Source organism: Chryseobacterium oleae, assembly GCF_900115055.1.
Taxonomy (GTDB): Bacteria; Bacteroidota; Bacteroidia; order Flavobacteriales; family Weeksellaceae; genus Chryseobacterium; species Chryseobacterium oleae.
The window spans coordinates 22,415-39,909 of the sequence record NZ_FOVD01000001.1 but is presented as its reverse complement, the minus strand read 5'-3'; the positions used below and the strand labels follow the sequence as shown (position 1 = coordinate 39,909).

Annotated in this window: 20 protein-coding genes and 1 other RNA gene; 17 read left to right on the top strand and 4 right to left on the bottom strand. The window is 36.5% G+C overall.

Annotated elements, in window-relative coordinates:
* The first annotated feature begins 80 nt into the window (after positions 1-80).
* Positions 81-767 (top strand): metal-dependent hydrolase, encoded by a 687-nt coding sequence (locus BM143_RS00185; protein ID WP_090021674.1) that lies wholly within the window; start codon positions 81-83, stop codon positions 765-767.
* A 105-nt stretch (positions 768-872) separates the two neighbouring features.
* On the opposite strand, the gene ffs is transcribed toward BM143_RS00185, so the two are convergent.
* Positions 873-970: signal recognition particle sRNA small type (ffs, locus tag BM143_RS00180), an RNA gene on the bottom strand.
* Positions 971-1,100: 130 nt separating this feature from the next.
* On the opposite strand from ffs, the gene BM143_RS00175 reads away from it, so the two are divergent.
* The 12 genes from BM143_RS00175 to BM143_RS00120 all read left to right on the top strand — a co-directional run bounded on the left by BM143_RS00175 (position 1,101) and on the right by BM143_RS00120 (position 11,782).
* Positions 1,101-1,700, top strand: a complete 600-nt coding sequence (locus tag BM143_RS00175; RefSeq protein ID WP_072923900.1) for a DUF4199 domain-containing protein — start codon at positions 1,101-1,103, stop codon at positions 1,698-1,700.
* Positions 1,701-1,716: 16 nt separating this feature from the next.
* Positions 1,717-2,667, top strand: a complete 951-nt coding sequence (locus tag BM143_RS00170; protein ID WP_090021671.1) for a glycosyltransferase family 2 protein — start codon at positions 1,717-1,719, stop codon at positions 2,665-2,667.
* 599 nt (positions 2,668-3,266) lie between these two features.
* On the top strand, positions 3,267-3,518 hold the full coding sequence (locus BM143_RS00165) for a hypothetical protein (RefSeq protein WP_167375212.1): 252 nt from the start codon (positions 3,267-3,269) through the stop codon (positions 3,516-3,518).
* 18 nt (positions 3,519-3,536) lie between these two features.
* Positions 3,537-4,265, top strand: a complete 729-nt coding sequence (locus BM143_RS00160; protein ID WP_090021664.1) for a DUF3667 domain-containing protein — start codon at positions 3,537-3,539, stop codon at positions 4,263-4,265.
* Positions 4,266-4,272: 7 nt separating this feature from the next.
* Positions 4,273-4,974 carry a GIN domain-containing protein gene (locus tag BM143_RS00155; protein WP_090021662.1) on the top strand — a complete coding sequence of 234 codons (702 nt, stop codon included), beginning with the start codon at positions 4,273-4,275 and terminating at the stop codon, positions 4,972-4,974.
* Between the two features lie 106 nt (positions 4,975-5,080).
* On the top strand, positions 5,081-6,796 hold the full coding sequence (locus BM143_RS00150) for a phospho-sugar mutase (RefSeq protein WP_090021659.1): 1,716 nt from the start codon (positions 5,081-5,083) through the stop codon (positions 6,794-6,796).
* Between the two features lie 16 nt (positions 6,797-6,812).
* Positions 6,813-7,715, top strand: a complete 903-nt coding sequence (locus tag BM143_RS00145; protein WP_090021655.1) for a hypothetical protein — start codon at positions 6,813-6,815, stop codon at positions 7,713-7,715.
* Between the two features lie 26 nt (positions 7,716-7,741).
* Positions 7,742-8,995 carry a pyridoxal phosphate-dependent aminotransferase gene (locus BM143_RS00140; protein ID WP_047455388.1) on the top strand — a complete coding sequence of 418 codons (1,254 nt, stop codon included), beginning with the start codon at positions 7,742-7,744 and terminating at the stop codon, positions 8,993-8,995.
* Positions 8,996-9,249: 254 nt separating this feature from the next.
* Positions 9,250-9,972 (top strand): 3-deoxy-manno-octulosonate cytidylyltransferase, encoded by a 723-nt coding sequence (kdsB, locus tag BM143_RS00135; protein WP_090021654.1) that lies wholly within the window; start codon positions 9,250-9,252, stop codon positions 9,970-9,972.
* A gap of 151 nt (positions 9,973-10,123) precedes the next feature.
* Complete coding sequence (locus BM143_RS00130) at positions 10,124-10,462, top strand: hypothetical protein (protein WP_090021653.1); 339 nt, start codon at positions 10,124-10,126, stop codon at positions 10,460-10,462.
* Positions 10,459-11,121 (top strand): histidine kinase, encoded by a 663-nt coding sequence (locus tag BM143_RS00125; protein WP_090021650.1) that lies wholly within the window; start codon positions 10,459-10,461, stop codon positions 11,119-11,121. The genes BM143_RS00130 and BM143_RS00125 overlap by 4 nt, the downstream gene beginning before the upstream one ends.
* 85 nt (positions 11,122-11,206) lie before the next feature.
* Positions 11,207-11,782 carry a glutathione peroxidase gene (locus tag BM143_RS00120; RefSeq protein WP_090021647.1) on the top strand — a complete coding sequence of 192 codons (576 nt, stop codon included), beginning with the start codon at positions 11,207-11,209 and terminating at the stop codon, positions 11,780-11,782.
* Between the two features lie 114 nt (positions 11,783-11,896).
* On the opposite strand, the gene BM143_RS00115 is transcribed toward BM143_RS00120, so the two are convergent.
* A complete protein-coding gene (locus BM143_RS00115) occupies positions 11,897-12,382 on the bottom strand; it encodes a hypothetical protein (protein WP_139221950.1) in 486 nt (161 codons plus the stop codon).
* Positions 12,383-12,550: 168 nt separating this feature from the next.
* Positions 12,551-13,210 (bottom strand): NAD(P)H-binding protein, encoded by a 660-nt coding sequence (locus tag BM143_RS00110; RefSeq protein ID WP_090021642.1) that lies wholly within the window; start codon positions 13,208-13,210, stop codon positions 12,551-12,553.
* A gap of 177 nt (positions 13,211-13,387) precedes the next feature.
* Between BM143_RS00110 and BM143_RS00105 the strand changes: the two genes are divergently transcribed.
* Together BM143_RS00105 and BM143_RS00100 are read left to right on the top strand one after the other, a co-directional pair.
* Positions 13,388-13,741 (top strand): MmcQ/YjbR family DNA-binding protein, encoded by a 354-nt coding sequence (locus BM143_RS00105; protein WP_090021639.1) that lies wholly within the window; start codon positions 13,388-13,390, stop codon positions 13,739-13,741.
* Between the two features lie 108 nt (positions 13,742-13,849).
* The gene (locus BM143_RS00100; RefSeq protein WP_090021635.1) at positions 13,850-14,314 is read left to right on the top strand and encodes a hypothetical protein; all 465 of its coding nucleotides are present in this window, start codon (positions 13,850-13,852) and stop codon (positions 14,312-14,314) included.
* Positions 14,315-14,362: 48 nt separating this feature from the next.
* On the opposite strand, the gene BM143_RS00095 is transcribed toward BM143_RS00100, so the two are convergent.
* Entirely contained in the window at positions 14,363-15,283 is a 921-nt protein-coding gene (locus tag BM143_RS00095) for a bifunctional riboflavin kinase/FAD synthetase (RefSeq protein WP_090021633.1), read from the bottom strand.
* A gap of 321 nt (positions 15,284-15,604) precedes the next feature.
* On the opposite strand from BM143_RS00095, the gene atpD reads away from it, so the two are divergent.
* Together atpD and BM143_RS00085 are read left to right on the top strand one after the other, a co-directional pair.
* Positions 15,605-17,113, top strand: coding sequence for a F0F1 ATP synthase subunit beta (atpD, locus tag BM143_RS00090; protein ID WP_034725477.1), 1,509 nt, complete (start codon positions 15,605-15,607; stop codon positions 17,111-17,113).
* Between the two features lie 96 nt (positions 17,114-17,209).
* Complete coding sequence (locus tag BM143_RS00085; protein ID WP_090021631.1) at positions 17,210-17,491, top strand: FoF1 ATP synthase subunit delta/epsilon; 282 nt, start codon at positions 17,210-17,212, stop codon at positions 17,489-17,491.
* Positions 17,492-17,495 lie beyond the last annotated feature (4 nt).

The window sequence follows — 17,495 nt, the reverse complement described above, 5'->3', positions numbered from 1 at the left end:
GTGTTATTTGAAATTTATTCTTGAAAAATAAGTAATTATCAATTCGAAAATGATCTCTTAATTAATAAAATCAATTAAAAATGAAAATACAATTTTTAGGACAAAACTGTTTTTTGTTTACGTACAAAGACAAAACAATTTTAAGTGATCCTTTTTACAATTACCAAAAAGCAGAATCAGGCTTTGATATTTCGGCGCAGAAGATCGATTATATCCTGCTGACTCATGCTCATGGTGATCATATTGCTGATGTAGCGGAAGTATTGCAGTTTCACCCGGATGCTACCGTAATTGGGGTACCTGAAGTATGTGCCTATTTTGAAACAGCGAAAAATAAAGATGATGTGAACTTAGGAGGATCGGCAAAAATCGACGATCTTAAAATTTCCATGGTACCGGCTCATCATACGAGTTCGTTCCCGGATGGGAGCTATGGAGGCGTTCCTGTAGGTTATATTTTCAGACTTCCTGAAGGAAAGAACATCTATTTAGCCGGAGATACCGGAGTAATGGCTGATATGGAGCTTTTTCCTAGACTTTACGGAAATATTGACCTTTCTATCCTGCCCATCGGAAGCCACTACACCATGTGTCCTAGAAAAGCTTCTTTTGCAGCAGCCGAATTATTGAAAACTCCGAAAGTGATCGGTTGCCACTTTGATACTTTTCCTGCTATTAAGATTGATCATGAAAGTGCACTGAAGCATTTTGCAGATAAAAATGTTGAACTGGTTCTTCCTAAATTGGGAGAGGAGTTTGAATTTTAAATAATAAATGAAAGGTAATCCGGAAATTAGAATGGAAATGTTGAAAAGTATAGAAACAAAAAAAGATAATCTTCCAATTACCTTACTTCAACTTCAATTAAAAAAAAATGGCAAGCTACCTAAATCACACCGCTACGACCAATTACCTTTGCTGTGTTCCCACCCTGGAGGGTTCTCAGGAGCTGGTTGTTTAGGACTTGCCGTTGCAAAGGTAGGAATAATTTATAAACTTCAAAATATTATTAAAGAAAATTAGTGAAAAAAATGCCGTGATAGCGCTAAACAGCTGGAATTAAGGGCAATAATTTTTCAACTTTTTTTAAAAAATCTAACATGACGAAAAGTCCATCAACATTAGGAATTATACTTTTTATCGCTACAATGATCATCTTTTTTGTAGCTTATTTCTTTTTCTCAGGAATCAATTATTTTGAAACCTCGCTGAAAATCAACGCGTTCGTACTGCCGATCATTTATGCGGGAGCCGCGTTCTGGTCCGTAAAATCGTTCTGGAACAAAAATAGAGTGGTCAGTTTTAAAGATGCGTTCTCAAGAGCGTTTGTTCCGATGTTCATCGGAGGAATTCTTTCCATATTCAGTATCTATGCTTTCCTGAATTTCGTGGATAAGGATGCGAAAAAGCTTTTGAATTACCAGTATGTGCAGAGACAGAAAAATGAATTGGATACTGAGTATCAGTCTGCAAGGAAAATTATGAAGCATCAGAAAGATATTGATGAATTAGACAAAAAGTACAAAGAAAGGCTTCCAAGCTTCTCTCCCGAGGCCGTTAAAGGAAAAGATATGCTTACGGCAAGTCATTTTTCAGGATATTTTGCGGCAATTCTTATATTTTACGTAGTTTTGTCAGTGTTTTTTGGAGCGTTTTTCAGAACGAGATCCGTTTATCAGGAAACAGAAAATCAAGAATAATTTTTATTAGAATTAAATGAATTTATCTATAGTTATTCCGTTATTAAACGAAGAAGACTCTCTGGAAGAGCTTTTTTCAAGGATTGATAATGTTTGTTATACCAACAACTTATCATATGAAATCTGGTTTGTAGATGACGGAAGTACAGATCTATCGTGGAGTATTATCGAAAATATGAAGGTTCAGTACCCTCAGATCCACGCTATCAAATTTTCCAGAAATTATGGTAAATCACAAGCCCTTCATGCCGCTTTTGAAAGAGCGAACGGAGATGTGGTGATTACCATGGATGCTGATTTACAGGATTTTCCTGAAGAAATTCCGGAACTTTACAAAATGGTTATTGAAGACAACTACGACATTGTTTCGGGTTGGAAAAAGAAACGTTTTGACAATGTAATGACGAAAAATGTTCCGTCAAAACTATTCAATGCGGCGGCCAGAAAAGTTTCAGGCGTTTATCTTCACGACTTCAACTGTGGTTTGAAAGCATACAAAAAACAGGTGGTGAAATCAATTGATGTGTACGGAGATATGCACCGTTACATTCCAGTACTGGCTGCTAACGCTGGTTTCAGAAGAATTACGGAAAAAGAAGTACAGCACCAGGCAAGACCTTACGGAACTTCAAAATTCGGAACCGAAAGATTTATCAGAGGATTTTTGGATCTTGTAACGCTTTGGTTTGTAAGTCGTTTTGGAGGAAGGCCAATGCATTTCTTCGGTGCGGTGGGAACTGTAATGTTCATCGTAGGTTTCCTTTCAGCACTTTGGCTGGGCGTTTCAAAACTGATTGATGTAGCAAGAGGAATTTACGGTCACTTGATCACCAACAACCCTTGGTTTTTTATCGCTCTGACGATGATGCTTATGGGAACATTGCTTTTCATAGCCGGATTTTTAGGTGAAATGATCATCAGAACGAACAGAGAACATAAGAATTATAATATTGATGAAGTGATTTAATACGTTAAACACATCATCATTAAACGATAAAATCCCCAAAGAGTTCTCAACTTTTTGGGGATTTTTTATGCAATTTTCTTTGTTGGAATAGCGTTTTAAATGGCTTTTGTTGGTAATCGCGAAGGCTCAAGAAAATCAAAGATTTGTAGCAAGGTTTACTTAATTGATATTTTTATAGTCATAAACCTTATAGGTTTCGAAAACCTATAAGGTTTTATTTCAAGGTTAAAAATAACAGAATTTCAGCGTGGTTTACAGTATAAATATTTGAGCAGTAATCAATTTTATCGCAGATAAAATCCTAGCGCCTTAACAACGCAAAATAGGTAAGAATCTTCGCGCCTTTGCGAAAAACCAACACATTAAACCAACTTCATCCAACAAATTAAAAAATACAGAATATTAGCAGAAAACGCAATTACAGAACCATTTTCGAAGCTATTTTTCTTTATATTTGTGTGTAATTTATAAAATTGGTAACACAACAATACAAGCCAGCGAAATTTATTTTAATCATTTTTTCCTTTCTTTTTCTGTCTTCCTGCACTTCTTCCAGACTTGTGGGATCCTGGGAATTCATAGATTTATATGATGGAATAGTGACTGAGATTGACACCTTGAAGTCCAAAGAAAATAATTCTAAATACGGTACAGGAACTTTGACTTTCAATAAAGATAATTCCTTTACATCCATGGAAGAATCGGGGAGTTATCAAAGAAAAAGTAAAACGCTGAAGATGAAATATCCTGCTGTAGATACTGTTGTGATGAATATTTCCTATGTAAGCAAAGATTATTTATTACTGTCGGCGGGAAAAGATCCGAAAACCTGGTTTTACAGAAAAAAATAGAATGTAAAATTTTTTACAATGAAGGAAAAAAGCTGTTTGAATTGCGGTTATAAGATCTCCGGTGAGTTTTGTTCTCACTGCGGGCAAAAAGCAGACACAGCAAGAATTACTCCCCATTCATTGATTAAAAGTGATATATTAGGATCAATCTGGCATATAGAAGAAAGGTTTTTCAGAACTCTGAAACACGTTTTGTTCGGGCCTGGAAGAATGGCAATGGATTATATTTCCGGGAAAAGAATTAAATATTACAATCTGTTTTCATTATTGCTTATTCTATTCGGATTCAATGTGTTAACAATGCATTTTTATTTGGATCTGAATCCAGCGGAAATTCCAAAAGACAGTGCTAAAATCCTGCAATTTTTTTCTAAATATTCCAAAATAATCCTTTTTGTAATCATCCCGATGCTTGGGGTCAATGCTTTTTTCATTTTCAGAAGGATAAAATTGAATATTGCCGAGCATTTTATCATCGGAACAGTAAGCCTGTTAGGAATTTTAATCCTATTTTTGTTTAATGATATGGTAAGTCTTATCGGTCTGTGGCAACCTGCAGCGAAGATTTTTGCTATTCTGGATAAGGCTTCTGTTGTACTTCTCGTTCTCTTTCCGGCAGTTACGTATTGGAATGCATTTAAAAACTCATACTCAAAACCGGGCCTGCTTTGGAGAGTATCGGTACTGTATGTCCTGATGGGAATAGAAAGTCTTACCATAATTACGATTTTATATAGAATATTTTAAATTGAATATGAAAAAAATACTATACACATCCCTGCTTGTAGCGGCGGTTTCCTGCGGAAAAGTTTCTCCAAAAGGAACGATTGAAAGGAAAGACGTGGATGTTTCAGAATTTGTGAATCTGGATCTGGAAGGTAAATTCCGTGTATTTTATGCCAGAGGGGATAAGAATTTTGTAGAAATTGAAACCTATCCCAATGTAGCCGGCAATCTGGACGTAGATGTAAAAGACAAGACCCTTTTTATTAAAGAAAAACGGGGTACAAAAGGAGTAGATTTCTATAATGTGACGATTTATTCAAAATATAACCTTGAAAAAGTAGCCGTTGCAGACTCTGTGGAAATGAACATTTCAAGCGAAATTAAGACCGACAATTTTAGGCTTAATTTAAAAAATAATGCTACATTTATGGGTTCAGTGAACACGAGAAGAGCAGAAGTAGACATGCAGAATAAAAGCCGGGCCAACTTTTTGGGACTGACGAAAAATGCAGTGATAAAGATCTCAGACACAGCAAGTCTTATTGCTCCTTACTGGAAAATAGAAAACCTGAATATCGACTCAAAAAACGGAAATTACGCAGAAGTGAATGTGAAAGATTCTCTAAAAGGAAATATTCAGAACACTGCAAAATTCATCTATTATAACAACCCGATCCGTGCCTTTAAAATTGATAAGCAGGCTCGTGTGGAGAATAAGAAATTGGATTAATTAAAATAGAAAGGAAGATGGAAGCTGGAGGAGGGAAGTTATCGTAGGAATAGCTGCCAAACTTAGAATCAGAACTTTACAAATTATAAAAGAACGAAATACACATATGACAACATTAGAAAAAGCGCAACTTTGGTTAAGTGATACATTCGATAAAGAAACAAGAGATGCTGTACAGACATTGATCGACAGCAATTCCCCGGATCTGGAAGATTCTTTCTACAGAGAACTTGAATTCGGAACAGGAGGAATGAGAGGTATCATGGGAGTAGGAACCAACCGCTTGAATAAATATACATTGGGACAGGCTACACAGGGACTGGCCAATTATATGCTTCAGCAGTTTAAAGGAGAGGAAATTAAAGTAGCGATTGCTTATGACGTTCGCCATAATTCAAAGGAATTCGGGAAACTTGTGGCTGATGTTTTAACAGCTAATGGAATTAAAGTGCTTCTTTTCAAGGATCACAGACCGACTCCTGAATTATCTTTTACGGTAAGAGACAAAAAATGTAATGGAGGAATTGTATTGACCGCGTCCCACAATCCACCTGAATACAACGGTTATAAAGTGTACTGGAATGACGGTGCACAGATTGTTCCGCCACATGATGAAGCCATTATCAATGAAGTATATTCTGTGAAATTTGACGAAATTAAATTTGATGGAAATGATGATCTGATCGAATGGATCGGGGAAGAGCAGGACGACGTTTACATCGATGCCTGTCTTGAAAACTCTACCTATCAGAATGTTGGGAAAGAGAATTTAAATATTGTTTTCACGTCTATTCACGGAACAACATACACAACGATTCCGAAAGCTTTGGAAAAAGCAGGATTTAAAAAAGTGGATCTGGTGAAAGAACAGATGATCCCAAGCGGGAATTTTACTACGGTAGAATCTCCGAATCCGGAAGAACCTGCCGCACTGGAAATGGCTATGGATCTGGCAAGAATTACCAATGCTGATATCGTCATCGGAACAGATCCGGATGGTGACAGATTAGGAATTGCCGTAAGAAACCTGGATGGAGACATGCAGCTTCTGAATGGTAATCAGACGAATACCATCCTTACCTACTATATTTTAAATGAGTGGAGAAAACAAGGACGAATCACCGGAAAGGAGTTCATCGGTTCTACGATTGTAACCTCTGATATTTTCTTTGATATTGCTCAGAAATTTGGTATTGAATGTAAGTCCGGGCTTACAGGATTCAAATGGATCGGAAAAATGATCCGTGAAGCAGAAGGAACACAAAAATTTGTTTGTGGTGGGGAAGAGAGTTTCGGTTTTATGACCGGAGATTTTGTCCGCGATAAAGACTCATGCGGAAGTATTCTTGTTGCCTGTGAGATCGCTGCGTGGTGTAAAGCCAACGGTAGAACAATGTACCAGTACATGATTGAGATCTATGAAGATCTGGGAATGTACTACGAAGGACTGGTGAATATTGTCAGAAAAGGAAAAGAAGGTGCTGAAGAAATTCAGAATATGATGAAAAACTTCCGTGAGAATCCACCGAAAGAACTGGCCGGATCACTGGTAGAAGAAGTGAAAGACTTTAAAGAACAGACTAATTTCACGGTTTCAAAGAATGAAACAAAAGCAATGAACGACATTCCAAAATCGAATGTACTGATTTATTATACCCAGGACGGAACCAAAGTTTGTGTAAGACCTTCAGGAACTGAACCGAAAATTAAATTTTATATCTCTGTAAAAGACACGATTACGTCTGAAGCAGATTTTAAAGATAAACTGAAATCATTAGAAGCTAAAATCGAGGACGTAAGAAAAGATTTGAAATTAGATTAATTCCAATCTGCAGAAGATGATAAAAAAGATTGTAGCAGTCTGTATGCTCTCTGTACTTGTTTTTTCCTGTAAAAAAGAAGTACAGAAAGTAGCGGAAACCAAAACAGCGAATGATTCAATCACTCAAACAGAAATAAAAGAAGATCTGTTTAAGCCTATTGATACAGCCTGTTCAACAGCTAACAAAACGGAGGATTATATTGCCGCTCTTCAATGGTATAAGGCTAAGACTGATAAAGAAATTGCAGTAAACAGCCCGGAACAAAACGATAGGTTATACGAAGATTATGTAAAAATAAGAACAAAGTATACAGACTGTCTGAATGGTTTACATCAGGATATATTAGATCAATATACTGATTATCATACCAATGAACCGGACACTTATCGTTTGCCGGACAACGTAAAAAAAATTGCCGCTGAACTGAATAAGGCAGGTCTTGAATTTCGCGTTATGGGAGAGGGACTGACAGAAATTCATTCAGTGTACGGATATGATTATGCTGTATTTAAGAATAAGGTGACTCCAGATTATGACAGCTATATTCTGCAGTTGGCCAATGACAGTAAAGAGAATTATGCTATCAATGGAGGTCTGATGATTACCTGGCAAGAATTAGGGGACAGACTGATCGCCTGGGAGAATTTTATGAATAAATTTCCTAAAAGTCCGTTGATAAAGAAAGCGAAAAGAGAATATGATGATTATTTATTAGATTATATTCTTGGAATGGACAGTTCCCCGACCTATGACAGAACAGAAGGGAGATTGATGGATGACCCCAAAGAAGAATACAGCCGGATCATAAAAAAATATCCGAATTCAAGGACAGCAAAAAAAGCAAAAGAACTGATAGCAGCTTTTGACGCACATATACCTGTGGATCAAATAGAAGACAGGATTAATTTGAGGAGATAATATTAGTAAATTTAAATAAAAATAAAGTGAAAGTTTCAAAATTAGCGGCGAACCTGATTGGTTCCGAAATCGTAAAAATTGGTAATGAAGTAAATGATTTAAAAGCAAAAGGAGCGGAGATAGCCAATCTTACTATTGGTGACCTGAATTCTAATCTATATCCTATTCCGGCATTGCTGAAGGAAGAGATTCAGAAGGCATATCAGAATAATCTGACGAATTATCCGCCAGCCAACGGACTTTTATCTTTAAGAAAAGAAGTTTCCAAAGACCTGAAAAACAGATGGAATCTGGATTATTCACCCAACGATATTTTAATTACTGCCGGATCAAGACCTTTGATCTATGCGGTGTATAAAACCATTGTAGATGAAGGTGATAAAGTAGTATATCCTACACCGTCATGGAACAACAACCATTACGCTTACCTTACTTCCGCAGAGGCTGTTGAAGTGAAAACCACCCCTGAAAATAATTTCCTTCCGACAGCAGATGATTTGAGACCTCATTTAGGAGGAGCAGTTCTGTTAGCGCTTTGTTCACCATTGAATCCAACAGGAACTATGTTTACAAGAGAACAGCTTTCAGATATCTGCGAACTGGTTCTTGAAGAAAACAAAAAAAGAGGCGCAGACGAAAAACCATTGTACCTGATGTATGACCAGATCTATTCTAACCTTACTTTCGGCGCAGAACACGTAGATCCGGTTTCTCTTTTCCCTGAACTTAAGGAATACACCATTTATATCGACGGAATCTCTAAATGCCTTGCTGCAACAGGTGTACGTGTAGGATGGGGATTCGGTCCTGCTCACATTCTGGATAAAATGAAAGCGCTTCTGACACACGTTGGAGCATGGGCACCAAAACCTGAACAGGAAGCTACCGCTAAATTCTATGAAAACCCTGAAAATGTAAATGTTTTCGTGGAAGATTTCAAGGGAAAATTAGAGGAAAGCTTAAAAGTTCTTCACGGTGGAATCCAGGATCTGAAAGGAAAAGGATTGTCAGTGGAAAGCATCGAACCAATGGGCGCTTTATACCTTACCATCAGACTTGATTATATCGGGAAAACAAAGCCGGATGGCTCTGTGATTGAAAATTCTTCTGACCTGGTTTTCTATCTGATTAACGATGCTGGTGTTGCTCTTGTACCATTCTCAGCTTTCGGAGAAGCAAAATCTGAACCTTGGTTCCGTGCTTCTGTAGGAGGTTTAGCTGTGGATGAGATCAAAGTAATGCTTCCGAAGCTTGAAAATGCTCTTAATAATCTTAAATAGTTTTTAATATAACAGTATAGCAATGTATCAATGTAACAATTCCAGTACTTACAATATTGGTAAACTGTTAAATTGATACATTGTTACATTTAAAATAAAATAGATGCTTCGACTTCGCTCAGCATGACACCGTTATAGTCAATTGTTAGCATTAGCAGTGTCACGCTGAGCGAAGTCGAAGCGTTTTTGAAAATAAATGATTATTTCTGGAAACAAAACAGTAACTAGTCATTCATAACATTAATTTATAATCAATGAAAATCATAGCTGTCATTCCTGCCCGTTACGAAGCAAGCCGTTTTCCGGCAAAGCTGATGCAGATGTTGGGAGATAAAACCGTTATTACAACAACGTATAAAAATGTTGTGGAGACGGAACTGTTCGATGAAGTATTCGTAGCTACGGATTCAGAAATTATTTTCGATGAAATCGTGAAAAACGGTGGAAAAGCCGTGATGACCGGACAGCATGAAACGGGAAGCGACCGTATTGCAGAGGCCGTGCAGAACATCGATTGTGATATTGTGATCAATGTTCAGGGCGATGAGCCTTTCCTTAAATTAGAGCCTCTGAGACAGCTTATCGACGTATTTAAAGACGATGATAACCAGGAAATTTCTCTGGCTTCATTAAAAATAAAACTTACGGAAAAAGCAGAAATTGAAAATCCGAATAACGTCAAAGTGATTACAGACAACAATGGATTTGCGCTTTATTTCAGCCGCTCCGTGATTCCTTTCCACAGGGAAGTTTCTTACGATGTGAGTTATTTTAAGCATATCGGAGTTTACGCTTTCAGAAAACATGCATTGCTTCAGTTCTCCAAATTGGAAATGAAACCGCTGGAAATATCAGAAAAGATAGAATGTATCCGTTATCTTGAATATGGTATGAAAATCAAACTGATAGAAACCAATTTCATCGGAGTAGGAATCGATACGCCCGAAGATCTTGAAAAAGCACGGAAATTAATTTAAAAATAGATTGGGAAAAGATTAACATTACCTGCACTGAGTGCTTTTGTTTTTTCGCCCAATTCCTCTTATATTTGGATGAATATACAAGCTATACATGAGGATTTTATTTTTAATAATATTATTTTGCTGTTCAAATCTGAAATGTCAGAACTTGAATAATAAAAAATTCTATGCCCAAATGAGCCATGGCTGTAATGCAACAACGAAGGGAGCCATCGATACCTACAGATTTCTTGTGCTGGAATTTAAAAACAATAAAATATATCCATCGTATTTGGTCATACCATCTCAACAGCAAAGTGTAAAAGACCCTGTTAATTATAAATTTGAAAATAAAATAGTATATCTTGCCAAACCATTAGAGTTTGAAGAAGATCTGGGATCCGTTTTCACCTATATCAATGGAAATCTGATCTCCAAAAAGAAACAGAATGAATCAAAATTTATTTTCAGACCTTCTTTAGACCATTATTTTAAAAGAAATAAATGAAAAAAATATTATACTTAGTCCTTTTAACATTGACCACTTCACTGTATTCTCAGACGGCAAAAGAAATTATAGATAAGAATATAGAACTGTCCGGAGGGCTGACGAATTGGAAACTTTTGAATTCAGTACTCTTACAGGGAAAAGTGATCTTAGGAATCAAAGACGAATATCCTATTAAAATTTACCAGCAACGTCCTAATCTGACCAAAACTGTGATCAGCATCAGCGGAAAAGAAACGGCTATTGAAGGTTTTGACGGAACTAAAGGATATGCCATGAACTATGCGACCAATAAACTTCAGGAATACCCTGAATATGTTTCAGAAAGTTTTGATAACGATTTCATCGACTGGGAAAGCAAAGGATTTGATGCCAAATATCTTGGAAAAGAGAAAGTAGGAGAGATTTACTGCCATAAAGTTGAACTGACGAAAAATGTCAATAAGAACATCTACTATTTTGATGTAAAAACGTATATGCTTTTAAAAGAGGTTAAAAAAGATGATACGCTGATCTACTCGGATTATAAAAAAGTAGGAAATCTGGTCATGTCTTTCAGAATAGAATCTTCAAGCACCAAAAAAGACGGTGATTATATGATGATCTTAAATAGAATCGACGTCAATAAAGTATTTCCAGCCAATATTTTTAAGTTTTAATTAAATATATTTGCTTAGCGAAACGGTTGATGTTTCATTAAAGGTTCAATAACTCCGGCAAAACTGCCAACTAAATTGTAAAGAAATGAAAAATGTTTTCTTATGGCTGCTTTCCACTGTAGCATTTTTACAAAGCTGTATCAATCAGAAAAGTGAAATTTCTCAAGCTAAAACCAATGAACTTATGGGAAAAACAATATATGACTTCAAAGTTGAAAGCCTTGACGGTAATGAGATCAACTTTGCCGATTTTAAAGGAAAGAAAATCCTTATTGTAAACACAGCGTCAGAATGCGGATTTACACCACAGTACGCAGATCTGGAGAAAGTGTATGAAGAATATAAAGATAAACTGGTCATTGTAGGATTTCCAGCCAATAATTTTGGAGGACAGGAACCGGGAACCAATACCGAAATCGGAGCATTCTGCCAGAAAAATTATGGAGTCACATTTCCATTGGCTGCAAAAGTTTCTGTAAAAGGAGATGATACCGCTCCGATTTTCAAGTATCTGACTGAGAAAGAGTTAAACGGAGTAAAAAATACAACGATCTTATGGAACTTTACAAAGTTTCTGATTGATGAAAACGGAAAACTGGTGGACACATTCATCAGCACAACAAAACCTACTGACGACGCGATTACAAAGTATCTGAAGTAAGATAAAAGCTATCCAACAACGCTTCGACTCCGCTCAGCATGACAAAATCTAATACCGGATGTATTTTTACTGTCACGCTGAGCGGAGTCGAAGCGTTTATTTGTAACAATACAGCTATTTCAGGTGGTCTTCTTTTTTGACCTTCTCATCCTGCTGTAAGATCAGATGATGTTTAGTTTCCAGCTTTTTATGTTCAGCCAGGATCAGCAGATCTTTTTTAGTCATCTTATCATGATCGATCATTAATTGATCTAAAGCCATTTGATCTTCTTTGTGATTCTGTTCGAGTCTATCATGCTGTGCTATAATTTCTGAATGGCTGGCAATCAGTGTTGCATGATTTTTTAAAATAGTTTGATGAGCAGCTTCTGTTTTGTTGTGTTCACTTGTTTCAGGTTCCTTTAATATACTGTGTTTCTTATTAAATTCTTCATGCTGTTTTTCCATTCTGGAGTGTGAATTTTCCAGTAGTGTATGCTCAGATTCCAGCTTTTTGTGCGCGGCAGATAATTCTTTTTCTAAAAAGGTATGGTCATTTTTACAGGACGACAGACTTAGCACCAGAACTGCGCTGGCGGCTAAAAATATCTTTCTCATCATTTTGTTTTTAATCGAACAAATATACAGTATATTGATAAAATATATTTATTTCGTAATAAAATGATGTATTTGGTAGTATATTATCTTTATTTTAAATTAAAAATGAAATATTAGAGAAAAAATACTGTAATTTAATTAGTATAAAGCATTTTTGTTAACCCATAATTTCTAACTCTCAAACTTCTTATCCGCAAAACAGAAAATATTCCCCAATTTAATACTGGAATAACCATTGCTTTTTATTTTAGAAGAATTGATCATGGCTTTGGCTAAAACATCTGTAGGCAATGGTTTTTGACTTTCCAGAAGACCAAGTTTATTCGCGAATTTTATAATTCTGCTGCCCAGAACTTCTCCGGTTCTTCCCGAATCTTTTCTTTCGAGCATTCCGGGTTTAAAAATAGTAATCTTCGTAAAATGCAGTTGTTTAACGGCTTCCTCCAGTTCTCCTTTCATTTTGGAATAGAAGATCTTAGAAGTTGGATTGGCTCCATAGGCGGATACGAGGACATAATCATCCACATCATTTTCTTTGGCTGCCTTGGCAAATTCATACTGATAACCGAAATCTACTTTCCTTTGTGCTTCCTTGCTGCCGGCAGCTTTAAGCGTAGTTCCCAGACATGAAAATACAACATCGCCTTTTACTTTATCCTTCCATTCTTCAGGATGTTCAAAGTTAACTACATGCACTTTAAGCTTATCATTTTGAACATCTACAGGTTTTCTGACAAAAATATCAACTTCTTCAAACTCCTTGTCATTAAGCAGTTGTTTCACCAGATCTTTTCCTGTAGCGCCTGTAGCACCGATTACCAAAGCTTTCATAATAGTTGTGATTTTGTATGGATAGTATTTTCTTTCTTAAATTTACTACATTTGAAATTAATATCAACGATCATTACTCACTTATCATACATATAAAACAAAAGACGCTCAACATAACCATTACTTATTACCCATTACTCATTACTTATTACCCATTACTCATTACTTATAAAAACCATGGATGCCAACGAAATTCTAGACTATTGTCTTGCCAAAAAAGGAGTTACAGAAACCTTTCCTTTTGATAATGAAACCCTTGTCATGAAAGTAGGGACGAAAATGTTTTTACTGATGGGACTGGAAAGACAGCCATTAGGAATTAATGTAAAAACCGATCCCGAATGGAGCGCCGAACTCCGCGAGCAGCATCCGCAGATCACCGGTGCCTTTCACATGAATAAAACCCACTGGAATTCAGTGCTGTTAGATGGTTTGAAAAGGGATTTGATCTTTAGAATGATTGATCAGTCTTATGATCTTGTATTTAAATCTCTGACTAAGAAGGCTCAGGAATCGATCAGTAATTCATAAGGTAGGTTAGAAAGAAATGAAAAGTTTTTTTTTCTCATAGGAGTGAGGTATGAAGTTTGTTGTTAATACTCTTAATCAAAATTAGGATTAACTAAAAATAAAAATACTATGAGAAACTATTTTTCATTGCTTGCTATAGCAGGTACATTGATGTTATTAAGCTGTAATACAGTGGATAAAAAAAATAACACAGCCAGTGCAGATTCCAATACTGTAAAAATAGAATTCTCAGGAGCAGAGAATTTTACGATTAAAAATCCAAAACTTAAAGTAAGTTTATACGGAGCGGATCCCAATTTAGCTGATGCTCCTGCCACATTAATTACAGAAAAAGAATTTGAGCAAAAATCAATTCCTTTCACAATTGATTTACCTGTACCCAAAGATGCAGAAAGCCGTATTACTCCAAAACCTGTCGGGGCTGTTAAATACTACATAAGCCTTGACTGGGATTCTGATGGAAATGGAAAGTCTAATGAAAAAGGAGATATATTTATAGATCACGATAAACAATTCCCTACAGTGACATTAAATAACGAACCGCAGAAGGTTTACTTAAAAATATTAAAATAAACCTGATAAAAAGCCGGCTTATATGATAAGCCGGCTTTTTTATGTTTCTTAGAAATTAAATTCTTCAGTTAATTTTTTATCCTCATCCAATCTCTCAATCAGCTTTTCAAGACCTTCAAATTTGATTTCGTCATGAAGGAAATCTCTGAATCTTACCGTGATTCTTTCATCATAAATATCTCCGTCAAAATCTAGGATGTACACTTCAACGGTTAGTTTTTCACCGTTTACTGTAGGATTGGTTCCAATGCTCAGCATTCCTTTGTATTGCTGGCCTTTTACCTCCGTTTCTACAATGTAGGCACCCTTTTTAGGAAGAAGTTTAATAGATTCAGTATCAATATTAGCCGTAGGATAACCGATGGTTCTTCCGATCTTTTTCCCATGAACTACAGTTCCGGAGACAGAGTAGGAGTAACCCAGCATTTCATTGGCTGCTTTAATATTGCCCGTCAGAAGAGCATTACGTACTTTGGTTGAGCTGATATTGTTTTCGTGGATATTGATGGCTTCCATCTGTTCCACATCGAAGTCCAGTTCTTTGGATAGTTTTTGAAGAAGTTCGAAATTCCCGCTTTTATTTTTTCCGAATGAATGGTCATATCCTATAATAAGGTATTTCACATTCAGTTTGTCTATCAGGATCTGGCGTACAAATTCTTCTCCGGTAAGGTTTCTGAATTCATCATCAAATTCTTTCAGGAATAAATGATCGATGTTGTATTTTTCGATCAGTTCTTTCTTTTCATCTACCGTATTGAGAAGTTTCAGATCTTCATTTGGGTTAAAAACAAATCGCGGATGCGGCCAAAAAGTAAGGATGGCTGTCTCCAGATTATTCTCTGAACCTACTTTTATCAGTTCGTCGATGATACTTTTATGCCCGAGATGTACTCCGTCAAACATTCCTAAAGACAGTGCTAAAGGCTTTTGAGAGGAATAATCTTTAAAATTCTTGAAAACTTTCAAAACGGAAAAATTTGACTGCAAATATAAAACCTTTATTTTGAATAGGACGAGTTTTGAGGTGCCGATTCGTTGATGTGTTGATTTGTCAATGTGCTAATTGGATGACGGGATAATTTGAAAATGCAGATCACATCAATAAATCAGGGAATTTGCAGATAATTTGTTATTTTTTATCATTCCAGACCCTGAAACTCGAACCCCAAAAACTCCGAATCTTGCATTTCGTACCGAAATCTCTCAAAAAGTATGATAAAAATCTTTTTTTTACCAATTGTGGGTTTATCAAGAATCATTATATTTGCACCAAGAAAAAATTTAGCAATGGCAAACCAAATTAAAGGTAAAATTTCTCAAATTATTGGTCCGGTAATCGACGTAGTATTTACAGACGTGGAAGCAATTCCAAGTATCTATGATGCGTTGGAAATTACGAAAGGGAACGGTGAAAAAGTAGTCTTAGAAGTAGAGCAGCATATTGGTGAAGATACAGTAAGATGTATCGCAATGGATGCTACAGATGGTCTTCAAAGAGGGCAGGAAGTAATTGGATACGGAAATCCTATTACAATGCCAATCGGTGATGCTGTAAACGGAAGACTATTCAACGTTGTTGGGGATGCTATCGACGGACTTCAAAATATATCTAAAGAAGGTGGTCTGCCTATTCACAGACCAGCTCCAAAATTTGATCAACTTTCAACTTCTGCAGAAGTTTTATTCACAGGTATTAAAGTAATCGACTTAGTTGAGCCTTACGCAAAAGGGGGTAAAATTGGTTTGTTCGGTGGTGCCGGTGTAGGTAAAACAGTATTGATCCAGGAGTTGATTAACAATATTGCAAAAGGACACGGAGGTCTTTCAGTTTTCGCCGGAGTAGGTGAAAGAACGAGAGAAGGAAATGACCTTTTGAGAGAGATGTTAGAATCAGGTATTATTAAATACGGTGATGATTTCATGCACTCTATGGAAAACGGAGGTTGGGATCTTTCAAAAGTAGACATGGAAGCTATGAAAGAATCTAAAGCTGCATTCGTTTTCGGACAGATGAACGAGCCACCAGGAGCAAGAGCTAGAGTAGCACTTTCTGGTCTTACATTAGCTGAGTACTACAGAGACGGTGGTGAAAGCGGACAAGGTAGAGACGTACTTTTCTTCGTAGACAACATCTTCCGTTTTACACAGGCTGGTTCTGAGGTATCTGCACTTCTTGGTCGTATGCCATCTGCGGTAGGTTACCAACCAACGCTTGCTTCTGAGATGGGAGCGATGCAGGAAAGAATTACTTCAACTAAAAACGGTTCAATTACTTCAGTACAGGCGGTTTACGTACCTGCGGATGACTTAACTGACCCGGCTCCTGCAACAACGTTTGCTCACTTGGATGCAACTACGGTACTAGACAGAAAAATTGCTTCATTAGGTATTTATCCAGCTGTGGATCCATTGGCTTCTACGTCAAGAATCCTTGCTCCGGAAATTATCGGTGCAGAGCATTATGACTGTGCTCAGAGAGTAAAAGAAATTCTTCAGAGATATAAAGCCCTTCAGGATATCATCGCGATTCTTGGTATGGAAGAACTTTCAGAAGAAGATAAATCTGTAGTTTACCGTGCTAGAAAAGTTCAGAGATTCTTATCTCAGCCTTTCCACGTAGCTGAACAGTTTACAGGTATTCCGGGATCATTGGTAGATATCAAAGATACGATCAAAGGTTTCAACATGATTATGGATGGTGAATTAGACCACTTACCGGAAGCTGCTTTCAACTTGAAAGGAACTATCGAAGAAGCTATCGAAGCGGGACAAAAAATGTTAGCTGAAAACGCGTAATAAATTAGACATAAGATTTTTAGACCTGAGACGAGAGACATTATTTGTCAAAAATCTTTTAATCTTCAATCTTTTAATCTTTTAATCTAAATTAAAATGAATATAAAAATTTTAACACCAGAGTACGTAGTTTTTGAAGGAGAAGTAGAATCAGTATTATTGCCTGGGAAGAATGGTGAATTTCACATCATGAAAAACCACGCAGGAATTGTTTCTTCTTTAATCGGGGGGAAGGTGAAGCTTTTTACCAATTCTGTTGGAGAAGCTTTCGCTAAAAACCTTACTAAGGAAAATGATAAAGAGTCAGTTTTCTCTTATCCTATCAAAAGCGGTGTTGTAGAATTTAATCATAATAAAGGAATCATCCTTTGTGAATAATTAA

Excerpts from the sequence above, each read along its gene's own strand:
- BM143_RS00185 (WP_090021674.1), top strand. The coding sequence starts at position 81 with ATGAAAATACAATTTTTAGGACAAAACTGTTTTTTGTTTACGTACAAA.
- BM143_RS00175 (WP_072923900.1), top strand. The coding sequence starts at position 1,101 with ATGACGAAAAGTCCATCAACATTAGGAATTATACTTTTTATCGCTACA.
- BM143_RS00170 (WP_090021671.1), top strand. The coding sequence starts at position 1,717 with ATGAATTTATCTATAGTTATTCCGTTATTAAACGAAGAAGACTCTCTG.
- BM143_RS00160 (WP_090021664.1), top strand. The coding sequence starts at position 3,537 with ATGAAGGAAAAAAGCTGTTTGAATTGCGGTTATAAGATCTCCGGTGAG.
- BM143_RS00155 (WP_090021662.1), top strand. The coding sequence starts at position 4,273 with ATGAAAAAAATACTATACACATCCCTGCTTGTAGCGGCGGTTTCCTGC.
- BM143_RS00150 (WP_090021659.1), top strand. The coding sequence starts at position 5,081 with ATGACAACATTAGAAAAAGCGCAACTTTGGTTAAGTGATACATTCGAT.
- BM143_RS00145 (WP_090021655.1), top strand. The coding sequence starts at position 6,813 with ATGATAAAAAAGATTGTAGCAGTCTGTATGCTCTCTGTACTTGTTTTT.
- kdsB (WP_090021654.1), top strand. The coding sequence starts at position 9,250 with ATGAAAATCATAGCTGTCATTCCTGCCCGTTACGAAGCAAGCCGTTTT.
- BM143_RS00125 (WP_090021650.1), top strand. The coding sequence starts at position 10,459 with ATGAAAAAAATATTATACTTAGTCCTTTTAACATTGACCACTTCACTG.
- BM143_RS00120 (WP_090021647.1), top strand. The coding sequence starts at position 11,207 with ATGAAAAATGTTTTCTTATGGCTGCTTTCCACTGTAGCATTTTTACAA.
- BM143_RS00115 (WP_139221950.1), bottom strand. The coding sequence starts at position 12,382 with ATGATGAGAAAGATATTTTTAGCCGCCAGCGCAGTTCTGGTGCTAAGT.
- BM143_RS00110 (WP_090021642.1), bottom strand. The coding sequence starts at position 13,210 with ATGAAAGCTTTGGTAATCGGTGCTACAGGCGCTACAGGAAAAGATCTG.
- BM143_RS00105 (WP_090021639.1), top strand. The coding sequence starts at position 13,388 with ATGGATGCCAACGAAATTCTAGACTATTGTCTTGCCAAAAAAGGAGTT.
- BM143_RS00100 (WP_090021635.1), top strand. The coding sequence starts at position 13,850 with ATGAGAAACTATTTTTCATTGCTTGCTATAGCAGGTACATTGATGTTA.
- atpD (WP_034725477.1), top strand. The coding sequence starts at position 15,605 with ATGGCAAACCAAATTAAAGGTAAAATTTCTCAAATTATTGGTCCGGTA.
- BM143_RS00085 (WP_090021631.1), top strand. The coding sequence starts at position 17,210 with ATGAATATAAAAATTTTAACACCAGAGTACGTAGTTTTTGAAGGAGAA.